Raw genomic sequence first — 14,874 nt, forward strand, 5'->3', positions numbered from 1 at the left:
GGTTTTCTATGATGTATAACAGAATTCTACTCGCTGTCGATCTAACAGATGAAAGTATCAAAGTCGCCAACAAGGCGGTTGCATTGTGCCAAGCAACCGGCGCAGAACTCATCATGCTTCACGTTATTGAGTCACTTAACTACGCTTATGGTGGTGATGTACCTATTGATATAACAGACATCCAATCTCAACTTCAAGAAACAGCCAAAGAACGAATTTCTATTCTGGAAGCTCAATTATCTATTCCATTTAAAGAAAGCTGCATTACTCAAGGTGGTATAGAGAGTGAAATACACCGCATCGCCGAAGAAAAACAAGTGGACCTCATTATTGTTGGAAGCCACTGTCGTCACGGTTTAGCCTTATTACTTGGTTCAACCGCAAATGGGGTTCTTCATGGCGCTCCATGTGACGTCTTGGCTATTAAAGTCAGCAAAGACTAAGCACCTAAACATAGACAAAACAGCTATCCAAAGCAAAAAGGTGATGCGCTTGCATCACCTTTTTTGATTACCTAGCTACGCGTCCAGGTTGTGCCTTCACGACTGTCTAGCAACTCAATTCCTTGGCTCGTTAGCTCATCACGAATCTCGTCACTACGGGCAAAATTTTTGTCTTTTCGCGCCTGAGCCCTCTGCTCAATTAGCGACTGTATATCTGCTTCACTCAAGCCTTCTGACACAGTACTGTTTTGCAAGAAGTATTCAGGGTCCTGATACAACAAGCCAAGCAATTCAGCCAAAAAGCGCAATTCAGCAGCAAGAGAAATCGCTTTCCCAGCATCTTCGGTTTTCATCTTGTTCAATTCACGAACCAATTCAAACAAAACAGAAACCGCAACAGGTGTATTAAAGTCATCTTTCATAGCTTCTTCAAAGCGACCTGTGAAGTCACTAGGAGTATAAGTATCGGCGATCTTTTGATCACGCAATGCATTATAAAGACGCTCTAAAGCAACTTTCGCTTCCAACAAACTCTGATCTGAATAATCAATCGCACTGCGATACTGGCTAGACACCATAAGATAACGAACCACCTCAGGATTAAACTTCGCCAAGACATCTCGAACTGTGAAGAAGTTACCTAAGGACTTAGACATTTTTTCATTGTTCACACGAACAGCACCACAATGCATCCAGTAATTTACGTACTTTTCGCCTGTGCAAGCTTCGGATTGTGCAATTTCATTTTCATGATGTGGGAATTTAAGATCAGGACCACCGCCATGAATATCAAAATGGCTACCTAGGCAATTTGTCGACATAGCAGAACATTCAATATGCCAACCTGGGCGACCATTTCCCCATGGTGAAGACCAAAATACTTCACCTTCTTTTGTTTGTTTCCACAATACAAAGTCAGCCGGATGCTCTTTCGCTTCTTCTACATCAATTCGTGCGCCCGCCAACATATCTTCAAGCTTACGATTATTAAGCTTTCCATATTCTTTAAACGCACTTGCACGATAATAAACATCGCCAGACGTACCTTGATACGCAAAGCCTTTTTCTACAAGTGTTTGAATCATATCAATGATTTCTTGCATGAATTCTGTGGCTTTTGGCTCGCGATCAGGCATCTTATTACCAAGGCGCAATTCATCTTCTTGCTGAGCAGCAATCATTCGTTCCGTTAATTCTTTTGGCGTTTCATTGTTCTCTTGAGCACGTTTTATAATTTTGTCTTCAACATCAGTAATGTTGCGCACATAATTCAATTCATAACCAAGGTGGCGAATAAAACGGGAAATAATGTCAAAAGAAATCATGGCGCGCGCATGCCCAATATGACAATAGTCGTACACTGTATTACCACAGACATACATGCCGACCTTGCCTTCTACAATGGGTTTGAAAACTTCTTTCTTTCCACTTAAGGTATTAAAAACCTTTAACATGCGCTTATTTTCCTTTTGCTTCTATTTTTGCCCAAGAGTCACGCAATGTGACAGTACGATTAAATACCATGCCGTCTTCTTCTAAATCACGACAGAAGTAGCCTTCTCGCTCAAACTGAAAACCTTGACCCTTTTCTGATTCAACCAATGATGGCTCTGCTTTTGCTGCAGCAATCGTTGTTAAAGATTCAGGGTTAATAAAATCTAAGAAACTTTTATCTTCGTAATTAGCATCTGGGGCTTCGTTAACAAACAAGCGATCGTAAAGATTCACTTTTGTATCAACAGCGTGTTTCGCACTTACCCAATGAATTACGCCTTTTGGCTTATAGCCTTCTGGATTCACACCCAATGTATTTTCATCGTAACGACAAAGTAGCTCAACCACTTCACCCGCTTCGTTTTTAATGGCTTCATCACAGGTAATTACATATCCACCACGAAGACGAACCGCACCTTCAAGCGTTAAACGTTTCCACTTACGCGGGGGAACTTCAGCGAAATCCGCTGCGTCTATGTAAAGATTTTTGCTGAACGGTACTTCGCGCGCGCCCGCGTCTTCGTTTTTAGGATGGTTATTTACCGTGAAGATTTCTTCTTTATCTTCTGGGTAGTTTGTCAGCGTTACTTTGATTGGATTTAACACAACCATGGCACGGTTCGCATTTGCATCTAAATCTTCACGAATTGCATGTTCTAACATGCCAACATCAACCACACTGTCGGACTTGGTCACACCAATACGATCACAGAAATTACGGATAGATTTAGCTGTGTAACCACGACGACGTAAACCTGAAATTGTCGGCATACGAGGGTCATTCCAACCATTTACATGATTTTCATCCACCAGCTGCTTCAATTTACGTTTACTTGTTACCGTGTAATTTAGGTTCAAACGAGCAAATTCGATTTGTTGAGGGTGAAATGTTCCCAACGTTTCCAAAATCCAATCATAAAGAGGACGGTGATCTTGGAATTCCAATGTACAAATAGAATGTGTCACTTGCTCTAAAGCATCGGATAAACCGTGGGTGAAGTCATACATCGGGTACACACACCATTTATCACCAGTTTGATGGTGATGAACATGGCGCACACGATAAATGATAGGATCACGCAAGTTAATGTTAGGACTTGCCATATCAATCTTGGCACGTAATACCACTTCACCATCTTTGTATTTGCCAGCCTTCATATCCATGAATACAGCCATATTCTCTTCCACGCTACGATCGCGGTATGGGCTGTTTTTCCCTGGCTCTTTCAAGGTGCCACGGTATTCACGCATTTGCTCTGCATTCAGTTCGCAAGTGTAGGCTTTGCCTGCTTGAATAAGCTGTACGGCAAAATCAAATAATTGATCAAAATAGTCAGAAGCGAATTTTGGCTCTTCTTTCCATTCAAAGCCAAGCCACTCAACATCACGTTTGATAGATTCAATATATTCAACACTTTCCTTTTCAGGGTTTGTGTCGTCAAAACGAAGATTACATTGACCATTGTAACGTTGCGCCAAACCAAAGTTTAGGCAAATGGATTTAGCGTGACCAATATGTAAATAGCCGTTTGGCTCAGGTGGAAAACGAGTAAGTACTTTTCCTCCGTGCTTGCCGGCTTCGTTATCTTTATCAATGATTTGGGTAATGAAGTTACCTGGTTTTGACGTTTCTGACATGTTAGATGTAAGTCCCGATAAATGTTCGTCTGACGATAATGATTACTTTGACCGACAAGTATATATGATTTAGGTTTCCATAGGATATTGAGACACTAAATCTTTTACCTATTTTCTTAATTTTTATTATGAAGCCGGAAAACTAAAGCGTATATTTCGCGATAAAAAATACAGTCACACCAACAAAGATGGTCAATAGTTGATGCTGCCGCCAAATTCCAACAGCGAATGCGGCAAAAGCACCAACCAGCCAAGGGCTATTTATGGATATATTCATCTGCCTCTCCGTCATAAAAACCATCGGAGTAATAATGGCAGTCAACACAGCAACAGGAACAAACTTCAGCGCCCTTTCCACGAAGACAGGCATAACCACCTTGTGAGCTCGTGCGAACAAAACAAATCGCACACCAAAGGTCACAACAAACATTCCCAAGATAATAAGAACCGATTCTAGCAAGCTCACTGTTTATCTCCTTGCACAGTTTGATCTGTTGCAGAGCGAGGACGAACCGATTGATCTGAAGCAATGGCTATATCTGCTAGATATCCAGCAACAACACCAATCACAGCAGATACCAGCAAACCAAGGTTATTAGGCAACTCAAACAACACAATGGAAGAAACGCCAGCCGTTAACATGCAAAACCAAAAAGGGCTGTGTTTTAAATACGGGGTAATTATGCCAATAAAGGTCGCCACCATCGCAAACTCCAATCCCCATTCGCTCATTCCCGGAATCAGCTCCCCAGACAAAACACCTAAAATGGTTGTTGTATTCCACATCAGATAAAACGCGACAAAAGAGCCTAAATACACTTTATGTCCTGTTTTTTCATCGACCGAGCCAATCTGATACATAGGCCGCACTGCAGCATAAGTTTCATCAACCAAACCAAAACCCATGATAAAGCGCAGGGACATAGGCAAATGCTTCACGTATTTAACCATATCAGCGGCATACAAAAGATGTCTAAGATTCACAATAAAAGTAGTCGAAACAATGACCCAAATCGGCGCATGAATCGCAATCAATCCCAACGCAACAAACTGAGCAGAGCCCGCAAAAACAATAGCTGACATAGCGACAGCAAACCATGGACTCAAACCATAACTTGAAGCCAATGAGCCAAACAAAAGACCAAAAGGAACACCACCGAGAATCATTGGCATGGAAACCACTACCCCTCGTTGCATGTGTTGTCGTGTATTCATATATTCTCGTCCCTTCCCGCGAAGCCTCTCAACTTTTTTTTTAATATTTTTTCCATGTAAACATCCGCTCTTTCATATAAAGAAGGTTTTGGTGGAGGCATTTCAACAAAGCCATTCTTATCATAAAGCCCCTTAGCCGCTGTTAAGCAAGAAGCCGTTTCGAGTGTTAACTTCGCCATTCCCACAGATTGTGCAGAATCAATCACATGAGACAACAAAGCCTGAGCAATACCTTTACCTTGGCAGTGCTCTGCAACGGACAACTTCAAAATTTCTCCTGTTTGCCCATCATCATGGGAAACTAAGACAATCGTGCCGAGCACCACATCTTGCTCATTCATTTCTCGTGTTGCGACCCATACTCTTCCATCATATTGAGAGGCGTATTTTAAAGGGCTCTCTAAAAGCGCCAGATCATGCTCTGAAATCTGGCTAGGAAAATATCGCTCCAGCCAAGCCATATTGAGGTCATAAAAGCTTTTTTCATGATGACGACCAAGCTCAACAATATTGAACGGCGACAATCTGTCTATTACTTTATTTGCCAAACCCTTGCTCAAAACCCTTTCTTCTAATGCTGCTAAGCCCGCCATGAAGTTATCACTGCTAAAATCCGTGAATTGCTCAATCACCACCTTCATTTCTTCCAATACTGGCTCAACTTTATTCATGGCATCTAAGCCTTTTTCAGAAAGACTCAACAATGAACGCCTTTGGTCATCCTCATCTGCCACTTTCTCGAGTAAATCTTCCTTTAGCATTTTCACCGTTTGCTTGCTAACAGCCGGATGGCTTAGGTGCAAACTCTCCGCGATCTCCATCACAGACAAACCACCCGTGCCATGCAAGAGCCTAAGAATAGGAAAATAGGTAGATGAAATAGGCACATCACATTGCAGATAAATTTCTTGCACTTCCGTAAACAAATAATCACTTAAACGCTTAAGCCGACTCCCAAGCGTCAGCACGCCAAATTGCTGCATTATTTTGATTCCCAAAAAAGATAAATTAAAGTATGTAACCGGTTACGCATTTTAATTTATCTTACATTTGATCTCATTACAATCCTCTTCCCTTCATTTCAAAACACACTTCTTATTCAAAGCACCATTGATTGATTTGATAAAACATAAGGTCTGTTATACTTCCGCGCCATCAGCATCTCTCTATTTAAACTAAACGCCATCATGAGGAAATAAACATGTCAGAAAAAGCCATCGTGGTGTATTCAGGTGGAATGGATTCTTTTACTGTTTTAAATACCGCAATCCAACGTGGATTAGACGTTTACGCCTTGTCCTTTAATTATGGTCAAAAGCACAACAAAGAATTAGAAGTTGCTGCATTGGTCTGCAAGGAATTAAGCATCCCTCACAAGGTTGTCGACATTACGGCGATTAATAGCTTAATGTCGAATTCTTCCTTAACAGGTGACGCAGATATTCCAGAAGGTCACTACGAAGACGAGAATATGAAATCAACGGTTGTACCTAATCGCAACATGGTTTTATTGTCTATGGCGATTGCTTACGCCGTCTCCTTGGAAGCAGATAAAGTGTATTATGGCGCTCATTCTGGTGATCATCACATTTACCCTGATTGCCGCCCTGAATTTGTTGAAGCAATGAATGCCGTTTCGAAAATTGCTAACTACCAATCTGTCGAAATTGTCACGCCCTTCTTATACTCTTCTAAAGGAGAAATTCTAAAAGCAGGATTAGACATGCAACTAGACTACGGCAAAACATGGACTTGCTATAACGGGCGCGAAAAGTCCTGTGGTAAATGTGGTGCATGTTATGAACGCCTAGAAGCTTTCACAGAACAGAACACCGCCGATCCATTGGATTATGAGGCATAAACGCCTTTAGATTAGGCTTTATCTCATCCACTGTGGCGTCTTTGCTAACAAACACATAAAATACGCAACATTAATTAGATAACCATTAATACTTTTAGCCATTTTTAGAACAAGGAATATACAATGATCATTTTACATACTAACCACGGCGACATTCACGTAGAGCTAGATTACGAAAAAGCACCAAAAACTGCGAAAAACTTTGAAGAATATGTTACTGCTGGTTTTTATGATGGCGTAATCTTCCACCGTGTCATTAATAACTTCATGGTTCAAGGCGGTGGTTTTGAAGTAGGAATGACGCAAAAAGAAACACGTACAAGCATCGAAAACGAAGCGGATAACGGTCTAAAAAATGAAATCGGCACATTGGCGATGGCTCGTACAATGGACCCACATTCTGCTTCTGCACAGTTCTTCATCAATGTTGCTGACAACGCTTTCCTAAACCACACAGCGAAAACATCTCAAGGTTGGGGCTACGCGGTCTTTGGTAAAGTTACTGCGGGAATGGACGTTGTTAATAAAATCAAAGAAGTGAAAACAACAATGAAAGCTGGACACCAAGACGTTCCAGTGGAAGATGTGATTATAGAAAGTGCTGAACTCGTAAAATAATGATTCGTTATTTTATTTCAGATCTGCATCTTAGCGACAAACGCCCGGATCTTATCCGGGCGTTTGTTCTAATGATGGAAGAACTCACCGCTCGAAACGAGAAAGCTGAGCTCTATATTCTTGGCGATTTTTACGAAGCCTGGATCGGTGATGACTTTCAAGCCGATTGGAACACCATCATAGAAAACGCCCTGCTTAACCTTTCTCAATCCGGTATCAAACTGTATTTCCTACATGGCAATAGAGATTTCTTGATTGGTGATGCATGGCTAACTCGTGTAGGTGCCAAACTTATACAAGAGCAAACGTTATTGCCGCTGGAAAAAGGCTGTGTACTTCTTACTCATGGCGATGAATATTGTCTAGACGATGTGGCATATCAAAAATTCAGACAAACAATACGTTCAAGCGCTTGGCAAACTCAAATACTGGTTTTACCGTTAGAACAGCGAATTGCCCTTGCAGCTCAACTCCGTAACGACAGCCAATCCATGGCATCGGAAAAGTCCATGTCGATTATGGATGTTACCGAAGCCGCCGTCCAAAGCTCACTTGATACCCATCATTGTCATAACCTGATTCACGGCCATACGCATCGTCCAAACATACACCACACTAAAAATACACTACGCTGTGTATTAGGTGATTGGGATAAAAACGTTTACTTGGCAAGTATTGAAGGGAATCATTACTCTCAATCTAAATCGACCGCAGAAGACTTCAACAAAGCTGGTTTGAAATCACTTCTAGTTAGTCATGAAGAAACGCTTTACTAAAATCTTAAAAGTATAAAACGAATGAGTAGCCCAAAATAAAATGCCAGCTTCTGCTGGCATTTTATTTTGGGCTTTTCCTTGTTAGAAAAATTTTAACAGATCTCTCACCCACTCGGTTTCAGCTGAGTTTCTAGATCGTTCAAATTCAATGTTGCGATTGTGAACCATGGTCATCGCATGAAAAAACGCATTATTCATAATCATTGGTGGCAACTGAACACCATAGGTTTTACGCCAATGTAGGCTGGCTTTAGCAATCAACACCTGATACAAAAAATCCAACTCTAACGAACCTTTGTACATTGCATTAATATCGACAACCGGATTAACCTTCATTATTTCTAAAAGAAGCCAATAGGTTACATCCGGCAGCGTTTCGCTTTTCTGTGTTCCCATAATATCCTCCAGAATAACTGTTACATATTATGAGTTTAGCAGCATGCTAAAAATTCACAGAAAAATTTACCCTTCACGATATTTTGCAGATTAAGCGGCTTTTGGAGGCCCACTGTGCATACGGAACTCTGTATCTGGCTCTGTAATTAGCTTTTCTTCTAGCTCTCTGAAAAAAGCCACACGATCATCAATTGGTTCATTCGCGTATTCTTGAGCAAGCATTAGATAGTCTTCAAAGTGTCTTGCTTCTGATTTCAACAAAGAAATATAGAACTTAGACAATTCTTCATCCAAATGCGGTGCAAGAGCAGCAAAGCGCTCACAAGAGCGAGCTTCTACAAAAGCACCTATAATCATGGTATCTACAAGGCGAGCTGGTTCGTGAGTTCGGATATGTTTACGCAGCCCATCTGCATAACGCGAAGCCGTTAAATGCTCATAGGCTACGTCACGTTTGCGCATGATTTTGTGAACTTGTTCAAAATGTAGAAGCTCTTCACGGGCCAAACGAGACATTTTATGCAACAAATTATCCCTATCAACGTAACGATACATTAGACTCATTGCAGTACTCGCTGCTTTTTTCTCACAGTGAGCATGATCAATTAATAACAAGGTTTGATTCTCAAGAGCCCAATTCACCCATGTTTTCGGTGATTCACACGGAAGAAACTCAACAAGCTCTGGATACGCTGATAACATTACTCTACCTTTTTATGTTAAAAAACGTGATTATACTCCCTAATGAACTCTTAGGCAGCAACGTCTTGATTTGGATATTAAATTCGTAATGAATGATTTTTATGACCATACCAAACTGAAAATTGGCCAGCAGGTCGGTGTCGAACTCGATCCCTACATTTTAAACTACCCAATGGACGAGAAAAAAAGCACTTGGGTCGCCGATCAAGGCGGCCGACCTTTTGTGTTACGGTTTTTTCAGCCAAATAAAGGAAAAGTCGATACTTTCCTGCAAAACGCTCGAAAGTATGCGACGGTTAAGCACTCAGCCGTTACGCCAAACTACCCGCCTTTCTATTCTAATCTTTGGGTATTTTCATGTTCTGCCGTTTGTGGTGGCGAGAATTTATACAGTTTTTTAGGGAAATACCCTGACGGCGCGCCATTAAATGTAGTCATTAGCTTATTTGACAACATTGCCAAAGCCTTAGACCAAATTCATCAAAACAACCTTTTTCACGGGCACCTAGATTTAAGCTCGATACACGTTGTTAATGGATTAGGGGTAATGACTGGTTTTGGCGCTTACAACTGGATGGATCGAATTGGTGAAGATGAAATGGATTCTCGCCTTTTCCCACCAGAATACTTAAAAGCCAAACAGCAACGCACTATTGCATCTGATCGTTTTGCTTTTATGAAACTACTTATAGCGACATTACTGGGTGAGTCTATATTAGATAAAGATTTCTCCACCAATCTACCAGACTCGCATCCATTATTAAGCGATGCTGTCTGGAATCGATTATTAGATTGGAGCCGTGAAGGAGTACAACACAGACCTAAGTCGTTAATTGAAGTCATTCGAGTTATTCGTGCTGACTTATACAAACCCCAAAGCGGTAACTACTCACCTGCGAAAAAAGCAGTAAAAGGCTATGTTCGCAGAAACCAGTCTAAAATCATTATTGCCAGCACAGTTCTTATTTCAAGTGTGGTAGCGGCAGCCGTTTTATGGCCAAACTCTGAAGAAATCGTAGAAGAAGCGCCTGTAGCAATAAAAGTGGAAGAAGTAGAAGAAGAATCTTCTTTTGAAACACTTCCTCAAATTTTAGAAGAGCCACTCATCTCGGGCGGCACAGCCCCTAAAATCGAGAGAATTCCACCTTCGACCTTTTTAATGGGTGATCAGAACCGAATGGGCGACGACAATGAAAAGCCCGTTCATGAAGTTGAAATTCCTAATGGTTTTTATATCAGTAAATATGAAGTCACTTTCGACCAATATGATAAGTTTGCCAAAGAAACTGGTCGAGATTTACCACCAGACAATGGCTGGGGGCGCGGCCAACGCCCTGTTATCAACGTAAGCTGGTATGACGCAAAAGCCTATACTGCTTGGCTTTCCAACCAGACCAATGCTGAATATCGTTTGCCTACCGAGATTGAATGGGAGTATTCAGCAAGAGCCGATTCTAACACCGCATTTTGGTACGGCAACACGGTAAGAGCTGGATACAGTGTTTGTGATAGCTGCGGCAGCCAATGGGATGGTATTTCAACAGGCCCAGTAGGCAGCCAAGCCAGCAATCCATTAGGTTTATTCGATATGCACGGCAACGTGGCTGAATGGATTGAAGACTGTTATCACGACAGCTACGAAGGCGCTCCAACCAAAAATCAGGTCTGGCTAGCCAATCAATGTGACACGCGCGTTATTAAAGGCGGCTCTTGGTTCGATATCCCTAGAGTGGGAAGAAGTGCAACAAGATACCGTGCTGAGCCAGACCTAAAAGCCAGTAATTGGGGGTTTAGAATCGTCCGCATCATTCAGGAAAATGACAATATCGCTAAATCGGAATAATTCCACTAAATGTCACCTATTCGAAATTGTTATGGCGCTTAATAAGTCTTTCGTTCTTTTTTTCTATAAAATAGGCAAATCATAGAATTATGAAGTCTTTATATGATTTGCTTTTTTATGGATAAAATCATGACTTCTAAACATCAGCTATCATTAGTAGCTAATGTTAATGCTCTGAAAGACGCGACCAAATTAGAGTCGCCTCAATAGACAAAACACAGAGTAACTAAATCTAATTATTCATACAAAAACCGCTAATCAAGGGATGACACAGGTTGGAGATCGATATCTTAGATGTCGGAAAGTCAAAACCAACTCCTCTCTCCCTTTTGATAGAAAATAACATTAACCATCATTCAGAGGTGCAAATGAGCCTGTATTTAGAGTACTTAAAAGAAATTGAAGAGCGAAAAGGTCAAGACCTGCATCCTAAACCAATTGACGGCGCTGACCTTTTAGCGGAAATCATTGAGCAAATTAAAGATACAGGGAATCAATATCGCGAAGATTCTCTTAACTTCTTTATCTACAACACTTTACCAGGTACAACCAGTGCCGCTGTTGTTAAAGCTAAGTTCCTTAAAGAAATCATTCTAGGTGAAGAAACGGTTGCTGAAATCACACCTAAATTCGCTTTAGAGCAACTATCTCACATGAAAGGCGGCCCTTCTGTTGAAGCCTTGATTGATCTTGTATTATCTGATGACGCTACTGTTACTAAACTATCAGCGGAAGTTTTAAAAACTCAAGTATTCTTATACGAAGCAGATATGGAACGCCTTGAATCGGCTTACAAAGCAGGCAATACGATCGCTAAAGACGTTCTTGAAAGTTATGCGCAAGCTGAGTTCTTTACTAAATTACCTGAAATCGATGAAAAAATTGAAGTTGTTACCTACATCGCTGCAGAAGGTGATATCTCTACTGACTTGCTTTCTCCTGGTAACCAAGCTCACTCTCGCTCTGACCGTGAACTTCATGGTAAATGCATGATCACTCCTGAAGCTCAGGCAGAAATCAAAGCATTGCAAGCGAAGCACCCTAACGCGAAAGTTATGCTCATCGCAGAAAAAGGCACAATGGGTGTAGGTTCTTCCCGTATGTCTGGTGTGAACAACGTTGCACTTTGGGCTGGTAAGCAAGCTAGCCCATACATTCCATTCGTTAACTTTGCACCTGTTGTTGCGGGTACAAATGGTATCTCTCCTATCTTCTTAACAACTGTTGGCGTAACTGGCGGTATTGGCTTAGACCTTAAAAACTGGATTAAGAAAGTAGATGCAAATGGCACTCCAGTGGTAGATGCAAATGGCGATGCGGTTCTTGAGCAAACATACTCTGTAGAAACTGGCACAGTATTAACCATCGACACTAAGAAAAAGAAACTTTACAACGGCGACAAAGAGCTCGTTGATGTTTCTTCTGCTTTCACTCCTCAGCAAGTTGAGTTCATGAAAGCGGGTGGTTCTTACGCGGTTGTATTCGGTAAGAAACTACAAACGTTTGCTGCCGAAACACTAGGCATGGAAATTCCTGCTGTTTTCGCTCCGGCACAAGAAATCTCTCATGATGACCAAGGTCTAACGGCTGTTGAGAAAATCTTCAACAAAAATGCCGTTGGCGTTACATCTAAAAAAGCCCTTCATTCTGGCTCTGATGTTCGCGTTAAGGTCAACATCGTTGGTTCTCAAGACACAACTGGCTTGATGACTTCTCAAGAACTTGAATCAATGGCGGCGACAGTTATTTCTCCAAGCGTTGACGGTGCTTACCAGTCTGGTTGTCACACAGCGTCTGTTTGGGATTCTAAAGCGCAAGCAAACATTCCAAAACTTATGTCTTTTATGAACAAGTTTGGCTTGATCACAGCGCGTGATCCTAAAGGCGTTTACCCGCCAATGACAGACGTTATTCACAAAGTATTGAATGACATTACTGTAGATGACACTGCGATCATCATTGGTGGTGACTCTCATACTCGTATGTCTAAAGGTGTTGCATTCGGTGCTGACTCAGGAACAGTTGCATTGGCACTAGCAACAGGTGAAGCAACTATGCCGATTCCTGATTCTGTAAAAGTTACCTTTAAAGGTACGATGAAGGATCACATGGACTTCCGTGACGTTGTACACGCAACTCAAGCACAAATGCTTAAGCAGTTTGGCGGCGAGAACGTCTTCCAAGGTCGCGTTATCGAAGTGCACATTGGTACATTGCTTGCCGACCAAGCCTTCACTTTCACTGACTGGACTGCAGAAATGAAAGCGAAAGCTTCTATCTGTATTTCCCAAGATGAGACTTTGATTCAATCTCTTGAGTTAGCGAAAAAACGTATTCAAATCATGATCGATAAAGGCATGGAGAATGAAGCGAAAACACTTCATGGTCTAATTGCTCTTGCTGACAAGCGTATTACTGACATCAAATCTGGCGAACAACCTGCACTTTCTCCAGACAACAATGCGAAATACTACGCAGAAGTGGTTGTTGATCTAGACGAAATCGTTGAACCAATGATTGCCGATCCAGATGTAAACAATGACGATGTCTCTAAACGTTACACTCATGACGTGATCCGCCAAGTTTCTTTCTACGAAAGCAAACCTGTAGATCTAGGTTTCGTTGGTTCTTGTATGGTGCACAAGGGCGACATGCAAATCATCGCTCAAATGCTACGTAACATTGAAAAGCAAAGCGGCAGCGTAACATTCAAAGCGCCATTGGTTGTAGCTCCACCAACATACAACATTGTTGATGAGCTAAAAGCTGAAGGTGATTGGGAAATCCTTACTAAATACGCAGGTTTTGAGTTTGATGATTCTAAGCCAAAAGGCGAAGCTCGTACTAAATACGAAAACATTCTGTATCTAGAGCGCCCTGGCTGTAACCTGTGCATGGGTAACCAAGAGAAAGCAGAACCTGGTGATACGGTTCTAGCGACTTCAACTCGCTTGTTCCAAGGCCGTGTAGTAGCAGACTCTGCAGAGAAGAAAGGTGAATCTCTACTAGGTTCTACTCCTTTGGTTGTTCTTTCAACTGTATTGGGACGCTTCCCAACTATGGCTGAATACAAAGCTGCAGTTGAAGGCATCAAGTTGACGGACTTCGCTCCACCACTTGAAGAAATGAGCACAGCACCAGAGCTAATTTCTGCGGTTAATGTTTAGTTTTTAAAATAGTTTAGTACTAATTTAAAATACGTTAAAAGCCTCACTTTGTTAAAGGTGGGGCTTTTTTATTGCATAATCAGACAAACATTAGGCGGTGGTTAATGCACACCCTAAGCATAGCTCAGGGATGAGGCGGATCATCTAACTCCCCTCTAACAACATAAGCTATCAGAGTTTCCTATATTAAAACCTTGATAACGACCTACTCTCACATGAGATCTTCCACAGTACCATCAACGATGGCGAGCGCCCACGGCAAATAAAAAGTCACTTCTGAGTTTTGGGTGGAATCAGGTGACTCAAATTTTAATTGACACTAGGTAGTTTCCATCTTTAAAAACATTTATTTGAGTCATAAAAAAGCCCTGACAACATAAGCTATCAGGGCTTTCTATATTAAAATCTTGATAACGACCTACTCTCACATGGGATCTCCCACACTACCATCGGCGATGGCGAGCGCCCGCGGCAAATAAAAAGTCACTTCTGAATTTTGGGCGGAATCAGGTGACTCAAACTTTAATTGACACTAGGTAGTTTCCATCTTTAAAAACATTTATTTGAGTCATAAAAAAGCCCTGACAACATAAGCTATCAGGGCTTCCTATATTAAAATCTTGATAACGACCTACTCTCACATGGGATCTCCCACACTACCATCGGCGATGGCGCTTTTCACTTCTGAGTTCGGGATGGGATCAGGTGGTTCAACGCCTCT

13 protein-coding genes and 1 rRNA gene are annotated in these 14,874 nt (G+C 41.6%); 6 read left to right on the plus strand and 8 right to left on the minus strand.

Annotated elements, in window-relative coordinates:
- Nucleotides 1-8 precede the first annotated feature (8 nt).
- Entirely contained in the window at nt 9-443 is a 435-nt protein-coding gene (locus ABFY09_RS10845) for a universal stress protein (RefSeq protein ID WP_347984339.1), read from the plus strand.
- 71 nt (nt 444-514) lie between these two features.
- Here the strand turns inward: ABFY09_RS10845 and cysS are convergent, their stop codons facing one another.
- From cysS to ABFY09_RS10870, 5 genes are all read right to left on the minus strand, one after another.
- Nucleotides 515-1,897: a cysteine--tRNA ligase gene (cysS, locus tag ABFY09_RS10850; protein WP_347984340.1), complete on the minus strand. Its 1,383-nt coding sequence runs from the start codon at nt 1,895-1,897 to the stop codon at nt 515-517.
- Nucleotides 1,898-1,901: 4 nt separating this feature from the next.
- On the minus strand, nt 1,902-3,575 hold the full coding sequence (locus tag ABFY09_RS10855) for a glutamine--tRNA ligase/YqeY domain fusion protein (RefSeq protein ID WP_347984341.1): 1,674 nt from the start codon (nt 3,573-3,575) through the stop codon (nt 1,902-1,904).
- 142 nt (nt 3,576-3,717) lie between these two features.
- Nucleotides 3,718-4,041, minus strand: a complete 324-nt coding sequence (locus ABFY09_RS10860) for an AzlD domain-containing protein (RefSeq protein ID WP_347984342.1) — start codon at nt 4,039-4,041, stop codon at nt 3,718-3,720.
- Nucleotides 4,038-4,790 (minus strand): AzlC family ABC transporter permease, encoded by a 753-nt coding sequence (locus ABFY09_RS10865; RefSeq protein ID WP_347984343.1) that lies wholly within the window; start codon nt 4,788-4,790, stop codon nt 4,038-4,040. Before ABFY09_RS10865 ends, ABFY09_RS10860 begins: the two co-directional genes overlap by 4 nt.
- The gene (locus ABFY09_RS10870) at nt 4,787-5,773 is read right to left on the minus strand and encodes a bifunctional helix-turn-helix transcriptional regulator/GNAT family N-acetyltransferase (protein WP_347984344.1); all 987 of its coding nucleotides are present in this window, start codon (nt 5,771-5,773) and stop codon (nt 4,787-4,789) included. The genes ABFY09_RS10865 and ABFY09_RS10870 overlap by 4 nt, the downstream gene beginning before the upstream one ends.
- Nucleotides 5,774-5,991: 218 nt before the next feature.
- Here ABFY09_RS10870 and queC point away from each other — a divergent pair, with 218 nt between their 5' ends.
- The 3 genes from queC to ABFY09_RS10885 all read left to right on the plus strand — a co-directional run bounded on the left by queC (nt 5,992) and on the right by ABFY09_RS10885 (nt 8,045).
- Entirely contained in the window at nt 5,992-6,651 is a 660-nt protein-coding gene (queC, locus tag ABFY09_RS10875; RefSeq protein WP_347984345.1) for a 7-cyano-7-deazaguanine synthase QueC, read from the plus strand.
- A 123-nt stretch (nt 6,652-6,774) separates the two neighbouring features.
- Entirely contained in the window at nt 6,775-7,269 is a 495-nt protein-coding gene (locus ABFY09_RS10880) for a peptidylprolyl isomerase (RefSeq protein ID WP_347984346.1), read from the plus strand.
- Nucleotides 7,269-8,045: a UDP-2,3-diacylglucosamine diphosphatase gene (locus ABFY09_RS10885; RefSeq protein WP_347984347.1), complete on the plus strand. Its 777-nt coding sequence runs from the start codon at nt 7,269-7,271 to the stop codon at nt 8,043-8,045. Before ABFY09_RS10880 ends, ABFY09_RS10885 begins: the two co-directional genes overlap by 1 nt.
- An 81-nt stretch (nt 8,046-8,126) precedes the next feature.
- On the opposite strand, the gene ABFY09_RS10890 is transcribed toward ABFY09_RS10885, so the two are convergent.
- Together ABFY09_RS10890 and ABFY09_RS10895 are read right to left on the minus strand one after the other, a co-directional pair.
- The gene (locus tag ABFY09_RS10890; protein WP_347984348.1) at nt 8,127-8,441 is read right to left on the minus strand and encodes a hypothetical protein; all 315 of its coding nucleotides are present in this window, start codon (nt 8,439-8,441) and stop codon (nt 8,127-8,129) included.
- A gap of 90 nt (nt 8,442-8,531) precedes the next feature.
- A complete protein-coding gene (locus tag ABFY09_RS10895; protein WP_347984349.1) occupies nt 8,532-9,143 on the minus strand; it encodes a tRNA-(ms[2]io[6]A)-hydroxylase in 612 nt (203 codons plus the stop codon).
- Between the two features lie 88 nt (nt 9,144-9,231).
- Between ABFY09_RS10895 and ABFY09_RS10900 the strand changes: the two genes are divergently transcribed.
- Nucleotides 9,232-10,986: an SUMF1/EgtB/PvdO family nonheme iron enzyme gene (locus ABFY09_RS10900; RefSeq protein ID WP_347984350.1), complete on the plus strand. Its 1,755-nt coding sequence runs from the start codon at nt 9,232-9,234 to the stop codon at nt 10,984-10,986.
- A 368-nt stretch (nt 10,987-11,354) separates the two neighbouring features.
- On the plus strand, nt 11,355-14,153 hold the full coding sequence (locus tag ABFY09_RS10905; RefSeq protein ID WP_347984351.1) for a bifunctional aconitate hydratase 2/2-methylisocitrate dehydratase: 2,799 nt from the start codon (nt 11,355-11,357) through the stop codon (nt 14,151-14,153).
- Between the two features lie 618 nt (nt 14,154-14,771).
- Here the strand turns inward: ABFY09_RS10905 and rrf are convergent.
- A 5S ribosomal RNA gene (gene rrf, locus ABFY09_RS10910) occupies nt 14,772-14,874 on the minus strand; the annotation flags it as partial.

Origin of the sequence: Marinomonas sp. 5E14-1, assembly GCF_039939215.1 — a bacterium.
GTDB lineage: Bacteria > Pseudomonadota > Gammaproteobacteria > Pseudomonadales > Marinomonadaceae > Marinomonas.

Excerpts from the sequence above, each read along its gene's own strand:
- ABFY09_RS10905 (WP_347984351.1), top strand. The coding sequence starts at position 11,355 with ATGAGCCTGTATTTAGAGTACTTAAAAGAAATTGAAGAGCGAAAAGGT.
- ABFY09_RS10900 (WP_347984350.1), top strand. The coding sequence starts at position 9,232 with ATGAATGATTTTTATGACCATACCAAACTGAAAATTGGCCAGCAGGTC.
- ABFY09_RS10855 (WP_347984341.1), bottom strand. The coding sequence starts at position 3,575 with ATGTCAGAAACGTCAAAACCAGGTAACTTCATTACCCAAATCATTGAT.
- ABFY09_RS10870 (WP_347984344.1), bottom strand. The coding sequence starts at position 5,773 with ATGCAGCAATTTGGCGTGCTGACGCTTGGGAGTCGGCTTAAGCGTTTA.
- ABFY09_RS10865 (WP_347984343.1), bottom strand. The coding sequence starts at position 4,790 with ATGAATACACGACAACACATGCAACGAGGGGTAGTGGTTTCCATGCCA.
- cysS (WP_347984340.1), bottom strand. The coding sequence starts at position 1,897 with ATGTTAAAGGTTTTTAATACCTTAAGTGGAAAGAAAGAAGTTTTCAAA.
- ABFY09_RS10885 (WP_347984347.1), top strand. The coding sequence starts at position 7,269 with ATGATTCGTTATTTTATTTCAGATCTGCATCTTAGCGACAAACGCCCG.
- ABFY09_RS10880 (WP_347984346.1), top strand. The coding sequence starts at position 6,775 with ATGATCATTTTACATACTAACCACGGCGACATTCACGTAGAGCTAGAT.
- queC (WP_347984345.1), top strand. The coding sequence starts at position 5,992 with ATGTCAGAAAAAGCCATCGTGGTGTATTCAGGTGGAATGGATTCTTTT.
- ABFY09_RS10890 (WP_347984348.1), bottom strand. The coding sequence starts at position 8,441 with ATGGGAACACAGAAAAGCGAAACGCTGCCGGATGTAACCTATTGGCTT.
- ABFY09_RS10895 (WP_347984349.1), bottom strand. The coding sequence starts at position 9,143 with ATGTTATCAGCGTATCCAGAGCTTGTTGAGTTTCTTCCGTGTGAATCA.
- ABFY09_RS10845 (WP_347984339.1), top strand. The coding sequence starts at position 9 with ATGATGTATAACAGAATTCTACTCGCTGTCGATCTAACAGATGAAAGT.